The sequence below is a fragment of the Hyphomicrobium sp. genome (assembly GCF_035687085.1).
Taxonomy (GTDB): Bacteria; Pseudomonadota; Alphaproteobacteria; order Rhizobiales; family Hyphomicrobiaceae; genus Hyphomicrobium_B.
Map to the genome: position 1 here is coordinate 240,708 of NZ_DASRYS010000005.1, position 21,022 is coordinate 261,729.

At 62.3% G+C, this 21,022-nt stretch carries 13 protein-coding genes; 2 read left to right on the forward strand and 11 right to left on the reverse strand.

All coding sequences use genetic code 11. The features are described 5' to 3' along the window. Positions 1-42: 42 nt before the first annotated feature. From addA to ahcY, 6 genes are all read right to left on the reverse strand, one after another. Positions 43-3,630: a double-strand break repair helicase AddA gene (addA, locus tag VFG26_RS04585; RefSeq protein WP_325022702.1), complete on the reverse strand. Its 3,588-nt coding sequence runs from the start codon at positions 3,628-3,630 to the stop codon at positions 43-45. Then, a complete protein-coding gene (gene addB, locus VFG26_RS04590) occupies positions 3,627-6,755 on the reverse strand; it encodes a double-strand break repair protein AddB (protein ID WP_325022704.1) in 3,129 nt (1,042 codons plus the stop codon). The genes addA and addB overlap by 4 nt, the downstream gene beginning before the upstream one ends. Before the next feature lie 13 nt (positions 6,756-6,768). After that, the gene (locus VFG26_RS04595) at positions 6,769-7,509 is read right to left on the reverse strand and encodes a nucleotidyltransferase family protein (RefSeq protein ID WP_325022706.1); all 741 of its coding nucleotides are present in this window, start codon (positions 7,507-7,509) and stop codon (positions 6,769-6,771) included. A 22-nt stretch (positions 7,510-7,531) separates the two neighbouring features. After that, entirely contained in the window at positions 7,532-9,082 is a 1,551-nt protein-coding gene (tsaE, locus tag VFG26_RS04600; protein ID WP_325022708.1) for a tRNA (adenosine(37)-N6)-threonylcarbamoyltransferase complex ATPase subunit type 1 TsaE, read from the reverse strand. 11 nt (positions 9,083-9,093) lie between these two features. Further along, positions 9,094-11,580 (reverse strand): PAS domain-containing sensor histidine kinase, encoded by a 2,487-nt coding sequence (locus tag VFG26_RS04605; RefSeq protein ID WP_325022710.1) that lies wholly within the window; start codon positions 11,578-11,580, stop codon positions 9,094-9,096. A gap of 230 nt (positions 11,581-11,810) precedes the next feature. After that, positions 11,811-13,220, reverse strand: coding sequence for an adenosylhomocysteinase (gene ahcY / locus VFG26_RS04610; RefSeq protein WP_325022712.1), 1,410 nt, complete (start codon positions 13,218-13,220; stop codon positions 11,811-11,813). 390 nt (positions 13,221-13,610) lie between these two features. On the opposite strand from ahcY, the gene VFG26_RS04615 reads away from it, so the two are divergent. Further along, the gene (locus tag VFG26_RS04615; protein WP_325022714.1) at positions 13,611-14,990 is read left to right on the forward strand and encodes a pilus assembly protein; all 1,380 of its coding nucleotides are present in this window, start codon (positions 13,611-13,613) and stop codon (positions 14,988-14,990) included. Positions 14,991-15,050: 60 nt separating this feature from the next. On the opposite strand, the gene VFG26_RS04620 is transcribed toward VFG26_RS04615, so the two are convergent. The 5 genes from VFG26_RS04620 to VFG26_RS04640 form a co-directional block, all read right to left on the reverse strand. Continuing rightward, positions 15,051-15,356, reverse strand: a complete 306-nt coding sequence (locus VFG26_RS04620) for an HPr family phosphocarrier protein (RefSeq protein WP_325022716.1) — start codon at positions 15,354-15,356, stop codon at positions 15,051-15,053. A 9-nt stretch (positions 15,357-15,365) separates the two neighbouring features. Next, a complete protein-coding gene (locus VFG26_RS04625) occupies positions 15,366-15,767 on the reverse strand; it encodes a PTS sugar transporter subunit IIA (RefSeq protein ID WP_325022718.1) in 402 nt (133 codons plus the stop codon). Between the two features lie 107 nt (positions 15,768-15,874). Further along, a complete protein-coding gene (locus VFG26_RS04630; RefSeq protein WP_325022720.1) occupies positions 15,875-16,351 on the reverse strand; it encodes an HPr kinase/phosphatase C-terminal domain-containing protein in 477 nt (158 codons plus the stop codon). After that, on the reverse strand, positions 16,335-18,182 hold the full coding sequence (locus VFG26_RS04635) for a stimulus-sensing domain-containing protein (protein ID WP_325022722.1): 1,848 nt from the start codon (positions 18,180-18,182) through the stop codon (positions 16,335-16,337). Before VFG26_RS04635 ends, VFG26_RS04630 begins: the two co-directional genes overlap by 17 nt. Before the next feature lie 26 nt (positions 18,183-18,208). Continuing rightward, positions 18,209-18,913: a response regulator transcription factor gene (locus tag VFG26_RS04640; protein WP_325022724.1), complete on the reverse strand. Its 705-nt coding sequence runs from the start codon at positions 18,911-18,913 to the stop codon at positions 18,209-18,211. A 394-nt stretch (positions 18,914-19,307) separates the two neighbouring features. Here VFG26_RS04640 and VFG26_RS04645 point away from each other — a divergent pair, with 394 nt between their 5' ends. Beyond that, positions 19,308-20,897, forward strand: coding sequence for a phosphoenolpyruvate carboxykinase (locus tag VFG26_RS04645; protein WP_325022726.1), 1,590 nt, complete (start codon positions 19,308-19,310; stop codon positions 20,895-20,897). The last annotated feature ends 125 nt before the right edge of the window (positions 20,898-21,022 follow it).

The window sequence follows — 21,022 nt, forward strand, 5'->3', positions numbered from 1 at the left end:
CAGGCACGCAAAGAAAAGCTGATCCATCAAGTAGGGATTAGGTCAGGAAGCGTCAAGGCTCCCTAGTTCCAGGTCCCAAAGGCGTGCTGTGTAGAGATCGAGAACGTCCTTTGGAATCTCCATGAGTCGGGGGCCATCCGTCCAGAGGAGTGCGGCCCGCACGGGGCGGCCCGGATAGATTTCCGCCAGCGCCAGCCGATATGCCGCAAGCTGGTAGAGATAGGCGTCTGCAACATGGCGCACTTCGGCGGGCGGCGGACGGTTGGTTTTGTAATCGACGATCAGTACTTCGCTGCCGGTCAGCGCCAGGCGATCGATTTGCCCGGAGAGGTCGAGCGCGGGACCTTTGCCGTTCGGCCGCGGGATGACGGCGGCGATCGGAGCTTCGGCGACGCTGTCTGATCCGAAGATCGGCGCGAAACGCTCGTCGGCCAGCACCGCGAGCGTTTCTTTGACGATGCTGGCGCGGACGGCTGACGGCAACGGTGCGCCACGTCTTTCAACGAATGCGGTTGCGATCATCTCGCGCTTATCATTTGCGATCGAGGGCAAATGCTGGAGAAGCGCGTGCGTGATCGTTCCGCGCAGGAAGCGATTGGCGCCGCCGACGGTGAGCGGCGAGGGACTATCGTTCGTCGCTGCGGCGTCGCGTTTGACGGGGACGATAGGTTCGCCCTCGGCATCGGGCGCGTACGGCTCGAGGCGCGACGGCGCGAGGGGCACCGAAAGTTTGGGCTCGGCCGGCGCGCGGCGCGTTGCGAAGTCCGGACGCGTCTGAGCATTCTGCTCGGTGCGCTGATTGTTTTTGGGTTCTACCGGCGTTGCAATCTGCGGCGCTTCCATGCGCCAGATCTTCTTGCAATCGCCGAGATCGATTTCGCGCATCGAGTCACGCAGGGCTTCGAGTGCGACGTCGTACCAGCAGCCTTGAACGCGCCCGCGCTTCGTTTCGAAACCGGCGATGTAGAGCCGGTCGCGCGCGCGGGTCATCGCGACGTAGAGGAGGCGGTTGCGCTCTTCGCGGTCCGCGGCTTCGCGCTCGGCGCGCGCGGTCTCAATCGCGGGAACGCGGGATGTGCCCTTGACGCTCCAAACGACAAGCTCGGGCGCTTTGCCATCATCCTTTGTTGCAAGCTTCACGAGGCGGGACGATGCGTCTTCGCCGGACGAGGTGGTGCAGGTGTCGGGTAGAAAGACGATCGGCGCTTCCAGGCCCTTGGCGCCGTGCACCGTCATGACGCGGACTTCGTTGCGCCCGTGCTCCATGTCGCGCTTCACTTCCGGGTTGGCGGCACGAAGCTGGGTCAGAAACTGCGTCAGCGATGGCGGATCACTTTCATCGTAGGACAGCGCGAGGTCGAGGAATTCGTCGATGACGTCGGCGGCTTCCGGGCCGAGGCGGTTCAGCATTTTCTCGCGGCCGCCGTCGCGGTCGAGAATGCCCGAGTAGAACTCGAACGGTGGCGTGAAGTCGGCTTTGGCGCGCCAGCGCTTCAGCGTTTCGGCGGCGTCTTTCAATGCAGGATGGGAGTCGGCGTTATCGAGCAGAGCCGACCACAGCGTGCGTTTGCGGCCGTGCGCGATTGTCAGCAGATCATCGTCGGTGAGATTGAAGAGCGGGCTTTTGAGGACGGTCGCGAGCGCGAGATCGTCTTCGGGCAGCGTCAGGAAATCGCCGAGCACCATCAGGTCCTGCACGGCGATCTGTTCGGTGAGCCGTACGCGATCGGAGCCAGCCACGGGAATGCCGCGCCGTTTGAGTGCGGCCACCATCGGCACGGCGAACGGATTGCGCTTGCGGACGAGGATCAGGATATCGCCAGCGCGGATCGGACGGTTTTCCGACAGCAGACGTTCGCTGCTATCCGGCGCGATCCATGACTTGATCGTATCGGCGATGCGATCGGCGAGGCGGTTCGCGGGCGACTGCTCGCTCGTGTCGGAGAGCGGCGTCCACGGATTGGCCGGGGTCGTATCGTCGGGAACCTCGGTCTGCCAGATTTCGACGAGGCCTGCATGTCCGGTGCGGTGGGCGGCGTGCGAGATGTGGCCGTTGGCAGCGGTCAATCCCGGCGTGCGCACCGGATCGGAGAACGCGCGGTCGACGGCGTTGAGAACGGGCGCGACGGTGCGGAAGGACAGTGTAAGCGGAACGGTTTTCCAGGCGAGGTTTGCCTCGGTCGCAAGCGTCGCGAAGCGATGGCCCATCTCGGCGAACATTTTTGGGGCCGCGCCTTGGAACGAATAGATCGACTGCTTCTCGTCGCCGACCGCGAAAACGGTGCGCGTTAATGTGCCGGCGCCGGTATCGCCGAAGAACTCGCGGGCGAGTGCGGAGATGATCTCCCACTGCTCGGGGCTCGTGTCCTGGGCTTCGTCGACGAGGATGTGATCGAGGCCGCCGTCGAGCTTGAAGAGCACCCATTGCGCTTGGCCTTCTTCGCTCGTCAGCAGTGCGCGGGTTTTCAGAATGAGGTCATCGAAATCGAGGGCGCCGGCGGAATTGCGCGCGGCGGCGTAGCGGCGCAGAACGGCGCCGGCAATCTGATAGAGGGCGAGCGACGCGTCGATCAGCGTCAGGGCTCGAGCTTCCTGCGCGAGCTTGAAGAAATTCTGCTGCGCTTCCTGGCAACGGGAGTGCAAGCCCGGCCGAGCTTTGGTCAAGTTTTTCGTCATCAGACTGGCGCGCAGCTTCTCGCCATTTTCGACGAGGAAGTACTTCGCCAGCAGTTCGGTCACGTGCTGGTGATTATCATTCTGCAGCGTTGCGGAAAGGGCTTCCAGGTGGCCGTTGTCGGTCTTGGTGCCCGTGGCGAGGAGTTCGCAGAGTTCCTTCAGTTCTTCTTTCGAGAGAACGTTCGCACATTCGCTATGCAGGTCGGCGGAGGCAATGGCGGCGCGCACGCTCAGCTGCTTGCGGAGCGCGGCGTCCATTGCCGCAAGCTCGTCTTCGATTTGGCCCGGCTCGACATGAGCAGAGGCCTCAAGCCATTTGCGCTCTTCGACCGCTTTTGAAATCAGCTGATCGAAGTGCGCATCCGCGGCGTAGCGGATGACGAAGTCGAGTGCTTTGCCGAGCTGAGTGTCCGGCGCGCCGGTTGCCTCGGTCAAGATGGCTTCGATGGCGTCGGCTTTCAGCTCCCGCGCGGCTTGGTCATCGAGGATCTTGAAATCGGGCGGCACGCCTGCTTCGAGCGGAAAGCGCTGCAGGAGGCGTTCAGAGAAAGCGTGGATCGTCTGCACCTTGAGGCCACCCGGAGTCTCGATTGCGAGCGCGAAGAGTGTTCGCGCGCGCTGCATCAGATCGGCCGTGGGCGGTCGCCCTAGGATCTTCGTCAGATCTTTTTGCAGTTCGTCGTCGCTCGCTGTCACCCATCCGGCGAGCCGGTCGAAAACGCGTTTCGACATCTCGGCCGCTGCCGCCTTCGTGAAGGTCAGGCAGAGGATGCGTTCGGGCCGCGTCCCGGCGAGCAGCAGGCGCAATACGCGCAGTGTCAGAACGTGCGTCTTGCCGGTGCCGGCGTTGGCGTTCACCCACGCGGAGTTTTGCGGATCGGAGGCGGCGCTTTGCGCTTCGCCAGTGAGTCGCAGAAGCTCTTCCGGAGAGATCCTTTTTGTTTCGAGGTTCATGACGCCGCCTCTTCATCGACGTGGGCCGACCATTCGGCGACGCGCGCCAAATGCGCGTAGGCATCGAAATCGTAGCGATAGCCGGGGCGGCGAATGGCGCGATAGGGCGTCTCGACACGATCGAACGCGGCGATCAGCAACTCGAGACCAGTGCGCGCTTCGGCTGCGAGTGCGGCGACGTCATCGCATTTGACGGTGCGCTCTTCACCGGGCGGCTCGCCGCCTGAGGCGCGAATGTAGCGTAGCGCTTCGACCGTGCGGCCGCCGAGGTTCGGGAAACCGGCTTCGCCAAGCGCGATTGCGGCTTCAAGCGGCAGCTGCGGCGAGCGTCCGGATTTGACGGCGGTGTCGCTGGGCGCGGCGCCTGTCTTGTAATCGGTAATGACGATGGCGCCGCCCTTGTCGTCGATGCGATCGGCGCGGGCTGTCAGCGTAAAGGGCTGGCCGTTCGCGTCGAGCACGAGCCTGCCCGATGTTTCGGGAATGATCGCCTTCACGCCGTCACGCCTGGCTTCTTCCGTCATTGCGAACCAGGCGAGGAAGCGTTTCAGACGCGGCAGCCAAAAAGCGGCGACGCGCGGATGACCGGTGAAAACTTCGAGCACAGTGATCGCAATGCGTTCGAGTTCGGGGAGCGGATCAGGCGGCAGGCCGCCGGGGAACTCCTTGGCGAACTGCTTCATGACGTCGTGAACGAGACCGCCGCGAAGGCTCGCGTCGGGCGCAGCGCCAAGCTCCGGAAGCTGATCGAGCTTCAACACGTGGCGCGCGAAGATCGCGTAGGGATTGCTGGTCCAGCGCTCGATCTCGGTCACGCTCATCTTGCGTGGGCGGATTTCGACGGGCGGCCTCGGCTCGGGCGGCGCAATGCGCACTTGATTTGCTGGGTCTGTCCAATCGCGCGCGCGCGCCCAAGCGAGCCACGGCTTGTCTGCTTCAAGCGCGCTTTCGAGCTTCATGCCTTTGAGCAACGCCGTCGTGCGCATCAGCCAGCGCGAGGGTACGGTCGGTACGCCGCCGACCTTTTCGGCCCGCGTGAGGTAAACGGTTTCTGCGCCGAGAAGGGACACGAAGTCATGCGCGGCGCGGCCGGTTTCTTCTTCCGGGGAGGGCAGTCCGAGTTCCGCGCGCATTGGGCGGTTAAGCCATGCGCCGGGCTCGGCGGCCTCGGGCCACGTGCCTTCGTTGAGCGAGCCGATGATCAGCACATCGGGCTGCTGCAGGCGCGCTTCGAACGGTCCCCAGATGGAAATGCGGGGATGGACAGCCGTGCGCTCACGGACGTTTTCCTTGGCGAGCAGCGTCGCGTAGAGATCAGCGTAATCGGAGGCGCGGATTGCGACGTCCGGCGTATCGGGTTTCAGCAGTTCGGTGAAGAAGCAGCTGGCGACTTCTCCGGCTTCGCCTTGCCAGAGCGGGTTCTGGCCATTCAGTGCGGTCGCTTCCTCGTCGGGAAGCGTGGCAAGCGCTTCGGCGCTGGCGGCATGGGCGCGGGCGAAGTCCGCCAGCGTGTGTTCGCTGTTGTCCGCGTAGAGATCGGTCAACGGCTTGAAGGCTTCGGCGATCTTCAGCACGACCTGGCGGGCGCCGTCGCGATCTTCCGCCCAAAGCCGGCGCGCGGCGACGTGCTGGAACTTCCGGTCGCCGCCATCGTCGCGTTCGGCCGTATCGAGCGCGGCGAGGATGCCTTCGAGGCCGCGGCCAAGGTAGGCCGTGCGGAAGGCGGTGATTTCGAGCGCGCGCGCAAAGCGGCGAATGTCGAACGACTTGAAACCGGCCCGGCAGAGCGGATGGCGCAGCAGCGCCATTGTTTCGGCCGGTGCGAAGTCGCTGACGACCGCATTCAGTACGAGGGCGAGAAACGCGCCGGGCACGGTTTTGGCAAACGGACGGCCGGCGCTGTCGTCAACGCGGATGCCCCAGGCTTCGAGGCGGATGGCGACGCGGCGCGCGAGCAACCGGTCCGGCGAGACGAGCGCTGCGGTGCGTCCGGGCGTTTCGATGGCTTCACGCAGAATGAGGGCGACGGTTTCGGCTTCGTCTTGCGCGGATGGCGCTTCGATCAGCGAGACGCCGGCAAGCGCTTGCTCGAGTTCTTCGCGGTCGGCGTTTGCTGCGAATTCGTGCCAGCGCGCCGTCGTCGCTGAAGGGCGCATCGCCTCGCTAAAGAATGCTGCACGAGCCGTGCGCGCGGCATCGGCATGGGCGCCGGGCAATGTCGCAACGTCATCGCGCGAGATGCCGAGACCATCGAGCAGCTTACGCAACCCGAACTGCGGATGCTCAGGGTGACCGGGGATCTGGTTCCAGCTTTCATCGTCCAGAGAGTGGTCTAGTGCGGGAAGGACGATGGCGCCTGACGGGTGCTCAGCGACCGCGCGCATCAGCGTCACCGTCGCCGGAATGGAGCCCGTCACGCCCGCGACGATCACGATCTCGTCGGGCTTCAACCGCGAGATGCGCTCGGCTTCGGCATGGATCAGCGCATTGCGGCGGGCTTCGGGAGAGGAGAGGCCGCTCAAGGCCAAATAGTTCGGCCACATCTCGGTGACGATCTTCAGGAAGTCGACCGTCGCTTTCCAATGCTCGGAATAGGTTTCCGGAACGAGATTTTCGATGCCTGAGAGCGAGACGTTCTCGCGCTCGATGTCGTCCATGAGCTTGCCGAGTTCGGCGGCGAGCTGAGCGGCCTGCGCCGGGGTCGATCCGAGTTTGGTCTTGCCCGCTTGCGAAGCATTCTCGGCCATCGACTGGCGCCATTTGCCGACAAGCTGCATCAGCGTCAGCGTACGGTCGAGCGACGCGATCGCGGGTGGCTGTTCCAGAGCTTCGGCGCCTGAGGGGCCGAGTTCCGCGATGCTTTCAATGAGGGAGAGATCGCCTTCGCCTTCGGAGATCGGCTGGATGCGCGGCATGATCAGCGCACGCGTGTTTGCCACGCGGAGGAAGGCTTCGCGCGCGACGCGTGCGGCCCGGCGCGTCGGCAGAAGAAGCGTGATTTTTGGAAGCGTCAGGATGTCAGGCGGGGGCCGGCCAGCCGTTGGAAGATCGCCATTCAGAATCGCCCGGGCGAGTGCTTCGAGGAATGGCACTCCGAGCGGTAACGTGAAGACGTTGGCTTGCATCAGTTTCCCGGGTTCAGTCGGAGCTCGTCAATAACGGTTCGGTGAGTGCGGCTTCAGCTTGGGTGAGCGCTTCGGGCGTGCCGACGTGCATCCAGACGCCCTCGAGACGCACGCCGTAGAGGCGACCCTTGTCGATAGCGCGATCCCAGAGTTTGTTCAGCGAGAATGGACCCTCAGGCGCGTTCTCAAAGAGACGCGGATGAGCGATGGAGACGCCGGCGAATACGAACGGCGCGAGGCGCGGTCCGGTCTGCCGCGTCAGGTGGCCCGTCGGATCCATATGGAAATCGCCCAGGCCTTCATAGCCGATGCTGGCAGCCAGAGGCGCAACGAGCATCAAGCTGTCCATCAGGTTTTCATCGAAGCCGTTGAGAAGGCGATCGAGGTTGGAACCCAATCCTTCGATCCAAACGGAATCGGAGTTGTGAATGAGAAAAGGGCCGCCGCCGAGCTTGGGCAGCGCACGGAGCGCGCCACCCCCGGTATCGAGCAACTGGTCGCGCTCGTCGGAGAAGGTGATTTGCGGCGCGGACCGGTGTGCCAGATGCTTTTCGATTTTGTCGGCGAGGTAATGGACGTTGACTACGGCGCGCTTAATGCCCGCTGCTGTCAGCCGGTCGAGCACATGGTCGATCAACGGCTTGCCGCCAAGGGGCACGAGGGGTTTGGGGATTGTGTTCGTCAGCGGGCGCATGCGTTCGCCCTTGCCGGCAGCCAGAACGAACGCGCTCGATGGGCGCTTGGCGGACGTCATTTGAAGCTTCTCCGAAATCGCGTTAGATCTTCAGGGCTTCTGCGCGCAGGCTCCCAGGTAGGTTCTCGTCATACCATGCCTTGAGCGCGGTGAGATCCTCATGCTGCAGATCCCGTTCGAGATACCCCCAGATCCTTGGCACGTGCGCGAGATATTGCCGCTTGCCATCGCGCATGGCCAGCCTTGCGAAGATGCCGAGGATCTTGGTGTTTCGTTGCGCCCCGAGTGCGGCGTAGCTGAAGCGGAATTCGGGCAAATCGAACTGCGGGTCGCGGGCAGCGATGGCCGCAACGTATTGATCGAGCAGTTTAGTTTCCAGGTTCTCGGGCACGTTCACGCGCGCATCCTGCAGCAGCGATACGAGGTCGTAGGCGGCGGGGCCGATCATGGCGTCTTGGAAATCGATGATGCCGACGTCCCGCGGGCTCGCCCGGTCATCGAGTGCGATCAGATTGGGCGAATGGAAGTCGCGGAGCAGCCATGTCTTCGGCTGGCGCAGCACCCGCTTGAACGTGCCTCTCCAGAGCGCAGCGAAGGCATCGCGCGCCGACTGCGGCGGTGGTTTGCCGTGGAGGGCGGGCCAGTACCAATCGAGCAGCAGCTGCGTTTCGATTTCGAGAACGCCCTCGTCAGCTTCGGGAAGACCGAATTCGGTGCCGTCGGAAAGTGCGATGCTGGTTGGCGGCTTTGTGCTTTGCACGGCGACCAACGCTTCGACGCCGCGTTTCCAAAGCTCGGCTTGATCGCGTCCGCGCGCCAGTTCAGCGCCGAAGACTTTATCGCCAAAATCTTCGATGATCAGCAGGCCCGCGGCAAGGTCTTGGGCCAAGATGCGCGGGACGGACAATCCGGTGGCGAGCAGCGCGCTGTCGATGGCGACGAAGGCTTTCACACTTTCGGCGAGATGCGCAATGGCGCTGTAGGATTTGCCGTCGCGAATGGGCGGACCGTCGGGCCGCTGCGGGGAATCCATCAGGATCGCGCGCGTGCCGTTGGCCTTTTTCAGCCTGGCATAGCGGCGTGGAGAGGCGTCGCCCTGCAGGTAACTAAACGCGGTCGATGCATCGCCCCAGCCGGAACGGGCGAGGAAATCACGGATCGCGATGAAACGTTCGAGACGGACCTGCAGATCGGGCGTTGCCGCGATGACGTTGACGTTTCTGCGGTCAGGGTCTGCCGTTTCCTCAAAGTGCATCGCGAAGCGGTCGCGCGGAATGCGATCCTCGCCACGCGAGGGCCATTCGATGATGGCGATGCCCCGCGTTAAGGCGGCATCCAGGCCCAGTTCATCGATCTCGCTCGCATCCGACAGGCGGTAAAGATCGAAATGCGCGATTTCGAAACGCGGGGTTTCATAGGCCTGCACGAGCGTGAAGGTTGGGCTTGGGATTTCGAGATCCGGGTTGCCCGCAATGGCGCGAATGAGGGCGCGCGCGAAGGTCGACTTGCCGGCGCCGAGATCGCCTTCCAGCGCCAACGTATCGCCGGGCTGGAGGAGGAAAGCGACCTCCTGCGCTAAGCGCGCGACCTCGTCTTCTGTCAGGTCTTTGAATGAGGATGCCGGGTTTGTCATCGCGCTCGGTTTTATGCTGCGCGCTCGCCGCCCGCCAGCCTGTGCTTGCTGCCGCCGTTGGAAGACCGGCTCACGGGCCGTTCCGGGATGCGGACGACCACGCGTGTCCCCCGGCCTTCTTCGGAGGTGATTTCGATATTGCCGCCGTGTAGTTCGACGAGGCTTTTGGCAATTGAAAGGCCAAGGCCTGCGCCGCGGTGTTCCGAGCCGCGGCTGCGGCTTTCGAAACGCTGGAACACACGGCTGATCTGGTCCTTCGGGATGCCGATGCCGGCATCTTCCACCCGGAAATAGATGTTTCCGTCCTGGCGCCAGCAGGCGAGGTACACCGTTCCGTTGGTCTTGGAGAAGCCGACGGCATTGGACAGGAGGTTATAGAGAACCTGCCGCATGCGGGCTTCGTCCACCAGAATCTCTGACACGTCGTCGGCAATCGCGATGTCGATCGTCAGGCGCGCGCGTACTGCGCGCTCGCGAATGCCGAGGATCGCGGCGTCGATGATAGCGCGGACGCCGACTGGCGACAGCTTCAGTTCGAGGCCGCCCGCTTCGATCGTCGTCAAATCCAGGATGTCGTCGATGATCGCGAGCAGCGTGTTCGAAGACGACCTGATGTCGGCCAGGTATTCTCTCTGCTTATCGTTCAGCGGGCCGAACATCGGATTGGCGAGCATTTCCGAGAAGCCGTTGATGGTTTGCAGCGGCGTTCTCAGCTCGTAGGAGATGTGGCCGATGAAGTTCGTCTTCAGGCGGTCGGCGGCGATGAGCGCTTCGTTGCGTTCGACGAGGGCGCGTTCAGCAAGCTTCGCATCGGTGACGTCGGCAAACGTCAGCAGCGTTGCGCCATCGGGCAGCGGCATTAGCGCGAAATCGACGACGACATTGTCAGTGCGGAGCATTTGGCCCGAGAGCGTCTCGCGCTCATCCTGGAAGGCCGTGACAGCGCGGCCGATGCGCATCCAAGTACCGGCATCCGGATAGAGGTCTTGCACCGCGGCGATGATTTCGCCGATGTGAGGCAACTCTTTGAGCCGGCCTGCCTGAATCTTCCAGATGCCGCAGAACGCCCGGTTGAATAGCTTGAGGCGTCCGTCCGTGCCGAACACCGCGACGCCTTCCTTGAGGCTGTCGAGTGTTTCGCGCTGCACGTCGATGAGCGCGTTGTAACGGGCTTCGAGCGCTAAGCGATCGGTCTCGTCGGCGAAGAGGTACGTGACGCCGCCGTCGGGCCGCTGCTCGGCGATGACGTTGATGATGCGGCCGTCGGTCAGGTTCCAGATGTCTTCCAGCGGCGTGCCGGAGGTATAGCAGGCGAGAACCTGCGCTTTCCAATCGCGATGGCTGACGACGGGCGGCAGAAGGCCGATCTCGCGCAGCCGGTCGAGGATCGCCGCGTCCGTCGGCCGTGTTGCGAGCCAAGCAGGGTCGAGCGACCAGAGCTTCGCGAACGCTGCATTGTAGAAGACCAGCTTCTGATCACGGCTGAAGAGCGCAACAGCGGTTTCGACACGGTCGAGCGTGCGATCGTAGGCGGCGACCTGGCGATCGAGCTCGCCTTGCGCCGTTTCGATGTCGGTCACGTCGATGGCGGCGCCGGCGAGCATGCCGTCCACGGGTATGACGACGATGTCGTGCGGCTTGCGCTCGCCGCCTGCAATTAGGTGCACGCGCGCTTTATAGCTTTCGCCGCTGGCGATCGTCTTCAGCACGTGCTTGCGCTGACGCATTTCGAGCAATTCGATCTGGCCCTGCAGAACCTCAAGCTCGCTTTCGGCATCGACGGCTTTGACGTAGGCCTTGTTGACCCAGATGAGGCGGTTCGATTGATCACGCAGCCAGACGGGCATCGGCAGCGTGTCGAGAAGCGCGCGGCTTGAGCGGATGTCGCGTGCAAGCATCGCGTGCCGTTCGTCGATGCGCGCGATTTCGGCTTTGTAGGTCGATACATCCTTGAAGCGAAGGACGGCGCGTCCGCCGGCGGCGCGGCCTTCTGCTTCGAGCGCGGCACCCGCGCCCGTTCTCACGATGATGCTGAAAGCCCGGCCGTTGGCGAAGAGGGCGTCGAGCGATGTTTTCAGCATGTCGGCCGAGGCCGGCTGCAGCCATTGGCCGAAGCGCAGGATTTCGGCGTGCTGGTCCGGCAGGCCAGGGATTCCGGTCAGCGTGTGCGAGGCGATGCGGACGGCTTGGCCTTGCTCCCAGAAGACGAGAACCTGCGGCTCGGCACGGATGATGGCGTCAGCTGCTGCGAGATTGCGACGGAGATGCTGGCTCTCTGCCTTCGCCTTGCCCGCTTCCTTGCGGGCGGCGCTGCCCATATTCCAGATGATCAGCCCGGCTACGAACACGGCGGCTGCTACGACTCCGACGACTGCCATCTGTCGTTCGGTGAGGTTGGTCGGCTCGATCTGATGTCCACCAACGAACACGGCCACCATCGCTGCGACCGATGCCATAGCCGCAAGAAGTAGAAGTGCCAGCTGAAGCCGGGCGGTCAACCGTCGGTTCTGGGCAGGCGTCGTGCGCATTGAATTCCGTTGTGGTGCAAAGCGGCACTGCACACCGTGTGCGGGCACGCCAATAGATTCCGGGCCTTGCGGCACGAATCAACCGGAGTATGCGGTGCCCGAGGCGCGGTTGCCACAGTGCTGGGGTGCCACAAAATGAAACGGCACCAGAGTGTTCCCCTGGCGCCGCGCATCTGGTCAATCCAAGCGAAGCTTGGCCATTAATACCGGTAATGTTCCGGCTTGAAGGGGCCTTCCGGCTTGACGCCGATGTAGGCGGCCTGATCGGGCCGGAGCTTCGAAAGCTTCGCGCCGATCTTCGCCAAGTGCAGCATCGCGACCTTCTCGTCGAGGTGCTTGGGCAACGTATAGACTTCGTTCTTGTACTTGCCCTGGTTGGTGAAGAGCTCGATCTGGGCCAGCGTCTGGTTCGTAAACGACGCCGACATGACGAACGAGGGATGGCCCATGGCGTTGCCAAGGTTCACCAAGCGGCCTTCCGAGAGAAGGATGATGCGCTTGCCATCCGAGAACTCGATCTCGTCGACTTGCGGCTTGATGTTGTTCCACTTGAAGTTCTTGAGGCCGGCGACCTGGATCTCGTTATCGAAGTGGCCGATGTTGCAGACGATCGCCCGGTCCTTCATCGCCCGCATGTGGTCGAGCGTGATGATGTCCTTGTTGCCGGTCGCCGTCACGAAGATGTCGGCGCGCGGTGCCGCGTCTTCCATCGTCACGACTTCGTAGCCTTCCATCGCCGCCTGGAGCGCGCAGATCGGGTCGATTTCCGATACAAGCACGCGGCAGCCGGCGTTGCGGAGCGAAGCGGCCGAGCCTTTGCCGACGTCGCCGAAACCAGCAACCATCGCGATCTTACCGGCCATCATCACGTCCGTGCCGCGGCGGATACCGTCGACGAGGCTTTCGCGGCAGCCGTAGAGGTTGTCGAACTTCGACTTCGTGACCGAGTCGTTGACGTTGATGGCCGGGAAGAGGAGCTTGCCTGCCTTCTGCATCTCATAGAGGCGATGCACGCCTGTCGTCGTTTCTTCCGACACGCCCTTGATGGACTTGGCGACGGTTGCGAACCAGCCCTTGGGCTTCTCGGCAAGCGTCTTCTTGATGAGGGCGAAGAAAACCGTCTCCTCCTCTGAGCCGGGGCTTTCGAGGAACGCGGTGTCGCCGTTCTCTGCGCGCAGGCCGAGGTGAACGAACATGGTGGCGTCGCCGCCGTCGTCGAGGATCATGTTCGGAACGCCGCCGTCACCCCATTCGAAGAGCTTGCGGGTGTAATCCCAATAGTCGGTCAGCGACTCGCCCTTCCAGGCGAACACGGGGATGCCAGCGGCAGCGATCGCGGCGGCGGCGTGGTCCTGAGTCGAGTAGATGTTGCACGACACCCAGCGGATGTCGGCGCCGAGAGCTGCGAGGGTCTCGATCAAAACCGCCGTCTGGATCGTCATATGCAACGAGCCGGCGATGCGCGCGCCCTTCAGGGGCTTCGACGCGCCGTATTCCTCACGCGTGGCCATGAGGCCCGGCATTTCGGTCTCGGCGATGGAGATTTCCTTGCGGCCCCATTCGGCAAGGCTCAAGTCCTTGACGATGTAGTCCGTGAATTTCGTGCTCATGTGGGTTCTTTCCTCATGGATGCGCCTGCAATGCCGAAGCGCTGCTGGCCTGACCCCGTGCTTAGCCCAGGAGGGCGCGCTCAGCCGTCTCAAACGTTGGCGGCCCCAACGGTCGTCTCAGCCGGTGCTATAGCGAACTCGAGGCCTGCAGGCAACAACATATAAACAAGTCTTTATGTCTCCCGACCGGCGGGAGCGCGGCCGGAGTGGCCCCAGGCACGAAGAACTTCAGGTAAACTGTAGGTAAATCCAATGCATAAAATTTGAATAAAATTGGATTTTCTAAATAGAGCAGCGGTTAATCTCATCCGGAATTCGGTATATCGGATTAATTCGTCTTAAATCATCAACCCTTCAGTGTGCATCCAACGTATTCACCGGAGGCGGTCGATGAAGTTCGCGTCACATTCCTTGCGGCATGTGCTGGGCAGCTGCGGCAGGACAGCTGAAAGCCGGCTTCGCCGCTTTGCCGCTGATACACGCGGCGATGTGGCTATTCTCTTCGGCCTCATGACGCTCGTCATCGTCATGCTGATCGGTCTTGCCGTCGATTATGGGCGTCTCCTCAACGCTCGCCATCAGACGCTGGAAGCAACCGACGCAGCGGTGTTGGCAGGGGCGCGGGCGCTTCAGACCAACGGCGGGGACCAGGCGGGTGCGATCAAGGTCGCTCAGGCCTACTACAAGCAGGCGGTCCAGAGCCGGATCCCGGTCGTCTCCAAGTCCGACACGATCAACTTCGCCGTCACCGACAGCGGGACGGCGGTCGTCGCGAAGGGCAATGCTTCGATTGCCACCCCGTTCATGAGCGTGGCAGGCGTCAAAACGCTGCCGCTGCTCCGCGCCAATGGCATGGACTATGCCAAGGCTGTGCTGGCCGTGGGCGGCAACGCCGAACTCAACCTTGAAGTCAGCCTGATGCTCGACGTCACGCGGTCGATGCAGGGCCAGAAGCTGACTGACCTGAAGGCTGCTGCGAGCGACCTCGTCAACATCGTCGTCTGGAAGGATCAAAGCAAGTTTACGTCCAGAGTCGCAATCGTTCCATTCGCCGAGGACGTTCGTCTTCCGGGTGCTGCTTTCAAAACGGCGACAGGAGCGACGTCGACCACGAACCCTTGCGTCGTGGAGCGCACGGGCTCGCAGAAATATACCGATGCGGCGCCAAAGTCCGGACAATACGTCATGGCGCATAAGGTCGAGGTGAAGCAGAACGGCAAGACGACTTACAACCCTGAATGCGATGTCGCCGCGAACGCTGAGGTGCTTCCGTTAACGAGCGATAAGAATACGCTGCTCTCAAAGATTAACGGTCTATCAGTCGGTTACTACACTGCCGGGCACATCGGTACGGCCTGGGCCTGGTACATGCTAGCTCCTAACTGGGCCTCGTTGTGGGCGTCCTCGAGCAAGCCAGCTGCTTACAACACGAAGGATGTGAAGAAGATAGCGGTTCTGATGACGGACGGCGAATATAACGTCCAGTACGACGCCAATGGCGTTCTCGTTGATCAGGACTCAACGAAGTGTTCGAAAGCCGCCAATGGCTGCTCCAGCGTCCAAGCCCTGTCCCAGTGCACGGCGATGAAGGCCAAGGGCATCGAGGTCTACACGGTCGGCTTCCAGCTCACCAATTCCACGGCCATCGACACGCTCAAGAAGTGCGCGACGGATGCCGACCATTTCTACAACTCGTCGACGGGCGACGCGCTGAAGGCAGCGTTCCGTGACATCGCGCTGAAGATCTCGACGCTTTATCTCTCGCAGTGATTTGATTGCACTCGGCGACTCCCCTGGCGGGGAGCCGGCCGCCGAGTGCGGTAGCCGAGATCAGGCGTCGCCGACGCATTCCTCATCGAAACCCGCTTCGACGAGGCGGACGAGCGCCTGTAGGGCTTCGGGGCCTTGCGGGCCTTCGGCCTTGATATGGAGTTCGGAGCCGGGGCCCGCCGCGAGCATCATCAGACCCATGATCGAAGTGCCGCCCACGGAATTGCCGTGATGGGTAACAGTGATGGTGGCTTCATAGCTTTCGGCACACTTGACGAACTTTGCCGATGCCCGCGCATGCAGGCCTTTGACGTTCCGGATGATGACGACCGCTTCCGGTTTAAAGCTATTGACCAACTCGGGCATTGTTCCTTCTCAGCCGCCGGACAGTTCTTGACTTGCGACCTTGATGTATTTCTTGCCGGCGTCGCGCGCCATGATGACAGCTTGTTCCAGCGGCGTCTCGCTGCGGATGCTGGCCAGCTTCACCAGAACGGGGAGACTGATGCCGGCAATCACTTCAGCCTTCGTCTCGTCCATGACTGAGATGGCAAGGTTGGACGGCGTGCCTCCGAACATGTCGGTCAGCACGATCACGCCCTTGCCGTTGTCGACGCGCTGTACTGCGCTCAAGATTTCCACCCGGCGCGCTTCCATGTCGTCGTCGGGGCCGATTGCTATCGTCTCAAGCGCCTGCTGCTTGCCCACAACGTGCTCGAGGGCATTGCGAAACTCTTGCGCAAGCCCGCCATGCGTGACGATGACAAGTCCGATCATGAGCGACGGGCCATTTCATTTACGTGGGGCGATTGGTTTTTTGCCGCCGTGTTGGCGCGGAAATTGGCAAGTGTTTGCAGCTGGCGCAAGCAGTTTCTGGACCTCATTCAGGCCTTTGGCTCGCTACGTGGCTGGGCGGCACTTTGAATGGCTGCTACAAGTTTCAGCGCGCTTGAGCTCTCGAACGGCCGCAGCCGAAGTTGAGGTATCGCAACGCCCATAATTTGGGCACAGGGCCAGGGATCGGGAAATCTCTCAATGGCTCCCTCGTGGACGAGGTCGGCAACGAGAACGACGTTCGCTTCGGTTACCGCGTCAACGTCGAGGATGCCGATCCCCCGTACCTCAATTTTTCCACGCAGTTGGGGCGGGGCGCTCGCACGGAGACTCGATCCCTCGCGTCTCAGGAGAACTTGATCGTCGGACACCAGCATAACCCTGTCAGGGACAATGGCGGAGAGGCCGAGGCCCAGGCACCTGAAGGCGAGATCGGATTTACCTGATCCGGAAGCTCCACGGATCAGGGCCGCGCGACCGCCGACGGCAATGGCTGTCGCATGAACGCGATCAAGCTCTCCAGGCAAGGCCAGGTCCTAACGGGGATAGCGGCAGGCGGACCGTGAAGCGCGCGCCCTTTGGTTGCTGTCCTGCGTTCGAGCCGCGGTTTTCCGCAAAGATTTCGCCGCTGTGGCTGACCACGATCTCGCGCGAGATCGAGAGGCCGAGCCCTGAGTTCTTGCCGCGCTTCGCATCGGTCTGCGGGCGGTCGCTGTAAAACCGATCGAAGATCTGAGCGAGCTTGTTGGGCGGAATGCCCGGCCCCTCGTCCTCGACGGCGATTTCGACTGTTTCGCCGACGGGCCTGGCGCGAACCGTCACCGTTCCGCCTTCGGGCGAGAACGACAAGGCGTTGTCGATCAGGTTCGTGAACACCTGAGCGAGGCGGCCGTCGTTGCCGCGCACCGTGTAGGCGGCGGCAGATGCCGGCTCTACGATCAAGCGGATGCTGCGGTTGTCGTCGGCCAGCATCTCCGAGAAGAGGCTGTTGACGCTTTCGAGCACAGTGCGGACGTCCACCTGCTGCATTTCCTGGCGGGCGAGTTCGGCGTCGAGGCGGGAGGCGCTCGAGATGTCGTTGATGAGGCGGTTGAGCCGCTTCAGCTCTGTCTGGATCTCTTGGACGAGTTCCGTCCGGTCGGCGTCCGATCTCGCGTAAGCGAGCGCCTCGGCGGTGGAGCGGGCCGCCGCGAGCGGATTTTTCAATTCGTGCGCAACGTCGGCTGCGAATTTCTCGCTGGCTTCGATACGGCGATAGAGAGCGTTCGTCATCGCAACGAAGGCGCGGCCGGTTTGGCCGACTTCATCGCTGCGGCCGGTCAGATCGGGCAGCTGCTCGCGCGCGGAGATATTCTGCGTTACGCGGTTGGCGGCTTCCGAGAGCCGGCGCATGGGGCCTGCGACGGTTCGCTCCAAAACCAGCGAGCTGCCGATCGCGACCAGAAGCGCCATCGCCGCGATCTGCAAGATTAGCCAACGCTCGTCCCACAGAACGTCGTCGATATCGCCGGGGTTCGTCGAAAGCAGTAGGACGCCTAGGATCTTGTTACCTCGTTTGATGGGCTCGGCCATCGAGACAATTTGCTGGCCATTCCGGTTCAGCAGCAGAATTGGTGTTTCGACGCCGTTCTGCGCCGCGCGCTGAACTTCCGGATAGAGGAACCCGTTGGCCGTTCCCAATTCGCGATAGACCTTCAGCTCCTTGTTGATCACCCAATAATGGAGCCGGGTCCAAAAGTTCTTGAGGCGCGGAGCCGGCTCGTCCGCCGTCAGGCTCGGCTGCTCGCTCGAGGGCTCATCATTGGAGAAGAGCGTATCGCCATTGAGAATCAGCGTTCCCTTGGCCGAGTAGATGCGCGCCTTGAGGTCTGCCGGGCCGACCACTTTTTTCAGGACGATCGCCGCCTGATGCGGGTCGATGGGTAATTCAAGGGCTGCGAACGCGTCATCGCGCTGGGCCCGCGAAAGCGTCTTCTCCGGGATCCGGTTGGGATCGAAGATCGCGCGTTCATTGACGGCGCGATAGGCGATCGCCTCGGCCGTGATGCGGGACACGGTCCGCACGACGTCGACTTTGGCGTCGAGCAGCCAGCCGTGATGCAGACTGAGGTAGAGCATCGCGAACAGGAGGCCGGCGAGGCCCAAGACGTTCGCGAGAAGAATGCGCCGCCTGAGGTTCTTGCCGATGATGCGGCCGATAAGGCTATGCGAGAGCCAGCGGCTGGTCGCGGCGCTCGCGCGCGCGGCCGCGGCCCGAAAGTCGACTTTAGGCTTCCTGTCGCTTTCGGCGGCCGCCGGAACACCGTCCGCACCACTCAACGATGCGGCAGCCGTCATGTCATTGCTGTCGAGCGCCATCCCGTCCCCGGTGGCTGATCGGCCGCCTATTCCTTAAAGCGGTAGCCGACGCCATAAAGTGTTTCGATCACGTCGAAGTCGTCATCGACCTGCTTGAACTTCTTGCGGAGCCGCTTGATGTGGCTGTCGATGGTGCGGTCGTCAACATAGACCTGATCATCGTACGCTGCGTCCATCAAGGCATCGCGTGTCTTGACCACACCCGGCCGCGTGGCGAGTGCCTGCAAGATCAGGAATTCCGTCACCGTCAGCGTTACGCCCTTGTTGTCCCAGTGGCAGGTATGGCGCTCCGGATCGAGCTTCAGCTTGCCGCGCTCGAGCACGCGCTTGGCTTCGTCTTCGGTCTGCACGCCGTCCTTGGGCGCAACGCGGCGCAAGACCGCTTTCACACGTTCGACGATGAGGCGCTGGGAGAAGGGTTTCGCGATGTAATCGTCCGCACCCATCTTGAGGCCGAACAGTTCATCGATTTCCTCATCCTTGGAGGTGAGGAAAATGACCGGCATCGTCGACTGTTGGCGCACGCGGCGGAGAAGCTCCATGCCGTCCATGCGCGGCATCTTGATGTCGAAGATGCCAAGATCAGCCGGCTCTTCGGTCAGCGCTTCCAGCGCCGAGACGCCATCCCCGTAGGTGCGAACCTTGTAGCCTTCGGCCTCGAGGGCCATTCGCAACGATGTGAGGATGTTCCGCTCGTCGTCGACGAGAGCTATTGTGCTCTTTTCCTTCATCTGTTCCTCTTATGCCCCTCGGCCGCAGCGGATATGCACCGCGCTAGTACAAGCGCTTATGGCTGCATGGTGTACCAATTGTGGCGCCCCGTCCAAATGGGCGCCGGAGGCTGAATGGCCCCTGAATAGGCGACCCCGCTTTCAACGGCAAGGCAGAGCGGATGAGTTCTGCGGTCACAACTGCAAATTTCCGCTTGTTTGGCGGGTATACTGCACGCATCCTCAGCGCAGGGACGAGTCTCCAGGCCGCTCGAACGGTAACATAATGTTACCGAACCTTTCGCGCATCATTGCCCGCGGGGGTCTGCGGCACAAAACCGCCCAGTCAGACGTTGTTAGCAGGTGCGGCGTATTTTCGTGCGCCGCGACGCTCCTTTCTCATGAGGCAGATACGATGGCTGAGCTGTTTCCAGCGTTATCTTCGCAGAGGGTGCGTCATAACCTGCTCGAGGCGGATCTCGTCGAGTATGTGGTTCGCCGGGGCGAAGGAAGGCTCGCAGCGAGCGGAGCTGTCGCAGTCGAGACAGGACAGCACACCGGCAGGTCGGTGGATGACAAATACATCGTTCGCGACGCCGAGACCGAAGGCGCGATCTGGTGGGACAACGCGAAGGCGATGGAGGAGGAGGAGTTCGACAGGCTCCTCGCCGACTTCATCAGCTTTGCGCGGCACAAGGAGCTTTTCGTACAAGATCTGTTTGCCGGCGCTCAGAAAGAGCACCGCCTCAACACGCGCATCGTGACCGAGCACGCGTGGCAGTCGCTCTTCATTCGCAATTTGCTCCGCCGCCCGGAGCCAGGCGAACTCGCCTCATTCGTTCCGGATTTCACCGTCGTCGCGTTGCCGAGCTTCCGAGCCGCGCCGCTCTATCACGGGACGCGATCCGAGACGGTCATTGCGTGTAATTTCACGAAGCGCATCGTCCTCATCGGCGGCACGAGCTACGCCGGTGAGATCAAGAAGAGCGTGTTCTCGTTCTTGAACTACATCCTGCCGGGCAAGAACGTCATGCCCATGCATTGCTCGGCGAACGCGGGCAGGGACGGAAGTTCTGCCGTGTTCTTCGGTCTTTCGGGAACAGGCAAGACGACACTTTCGGCTGATCCGCAGCGGGTTCTTCTGGGCGATGACGAGCACGGCTGGTCGGAGCAGGGCATCTTCAATTTCGAAGGCGGGTGCTATGCGAAGACGATCCGTCTTTCGCAGGAGGCCGAGCCGCAGATCTGGGCTGCATCCAACCGTTTCGGGACGGTGCTCGAGAATGTCGTTATTGACCCTGCGACACGGGTGCCGAACTTCGATGACAACCGGCTCGCTGAAAATGCGCGCTCTGCCTATCCGCTCCAGGCGATCGCCAATGCGAGCCCCACCGGCACGGCGGGGCATCCCAAAAACATTATTATGCTGACGGCTGATGCTTTCGGCGTGTTGCCACCGATCGCGAAGCTCACGCCGAGCCAGGCGATGTATCACTTCCTTTCCGGTTTCACGGCTAAGGTCGCGGGCACCGAGAAGGGCATGGGACCCGAACCGCAGCCGACATTTTCGACGTGCTTCGGCGCGCCATTCATGCCTCGCCATCCGCGTATCTACGGCAACCTCTTGCGCGCGCTGATTGCCGAGCATGGCGTCGATTGCTGGCTGGTCAACACAGGGTGGACAGGCGGTAAGTACGGCGAAGGCACGCGCATTCCGATCGCCGTCACACGAGCGCTTCTCGATGCGGCGCTTTCGGGTGGACTGAAGGATCAGCCGATGCGTGAGGATCCTGTTTTCGGTTTCGCCGTGCCGGTTGCTGTTCCGGGCGTCGATGCGAAGCTTCTGCGCCCTCGTGACACCTGGGCCGATCCCAAGACCTACGACGCGACGACGGCGAAGCTCGCGCAGATGTTTCACGCCAATTTCGCGAAGTTCGCGCCGTATGTGGATGCGGCCGTGCTGAGCGCGGGCCCGCTCACAGGTTCCGTTATCGCTGCAGAGTGAGTGAACGAGCGGCTGCACTTTTCTGGCGACGACCGGCAGCGTGGCTAGGCCAAGAGGCCATTGCCCGCCTACGTCGCCGCGCCTAAAGAGAAGCCTACGAAATCAGCTGAACTCACGAGGCTTCG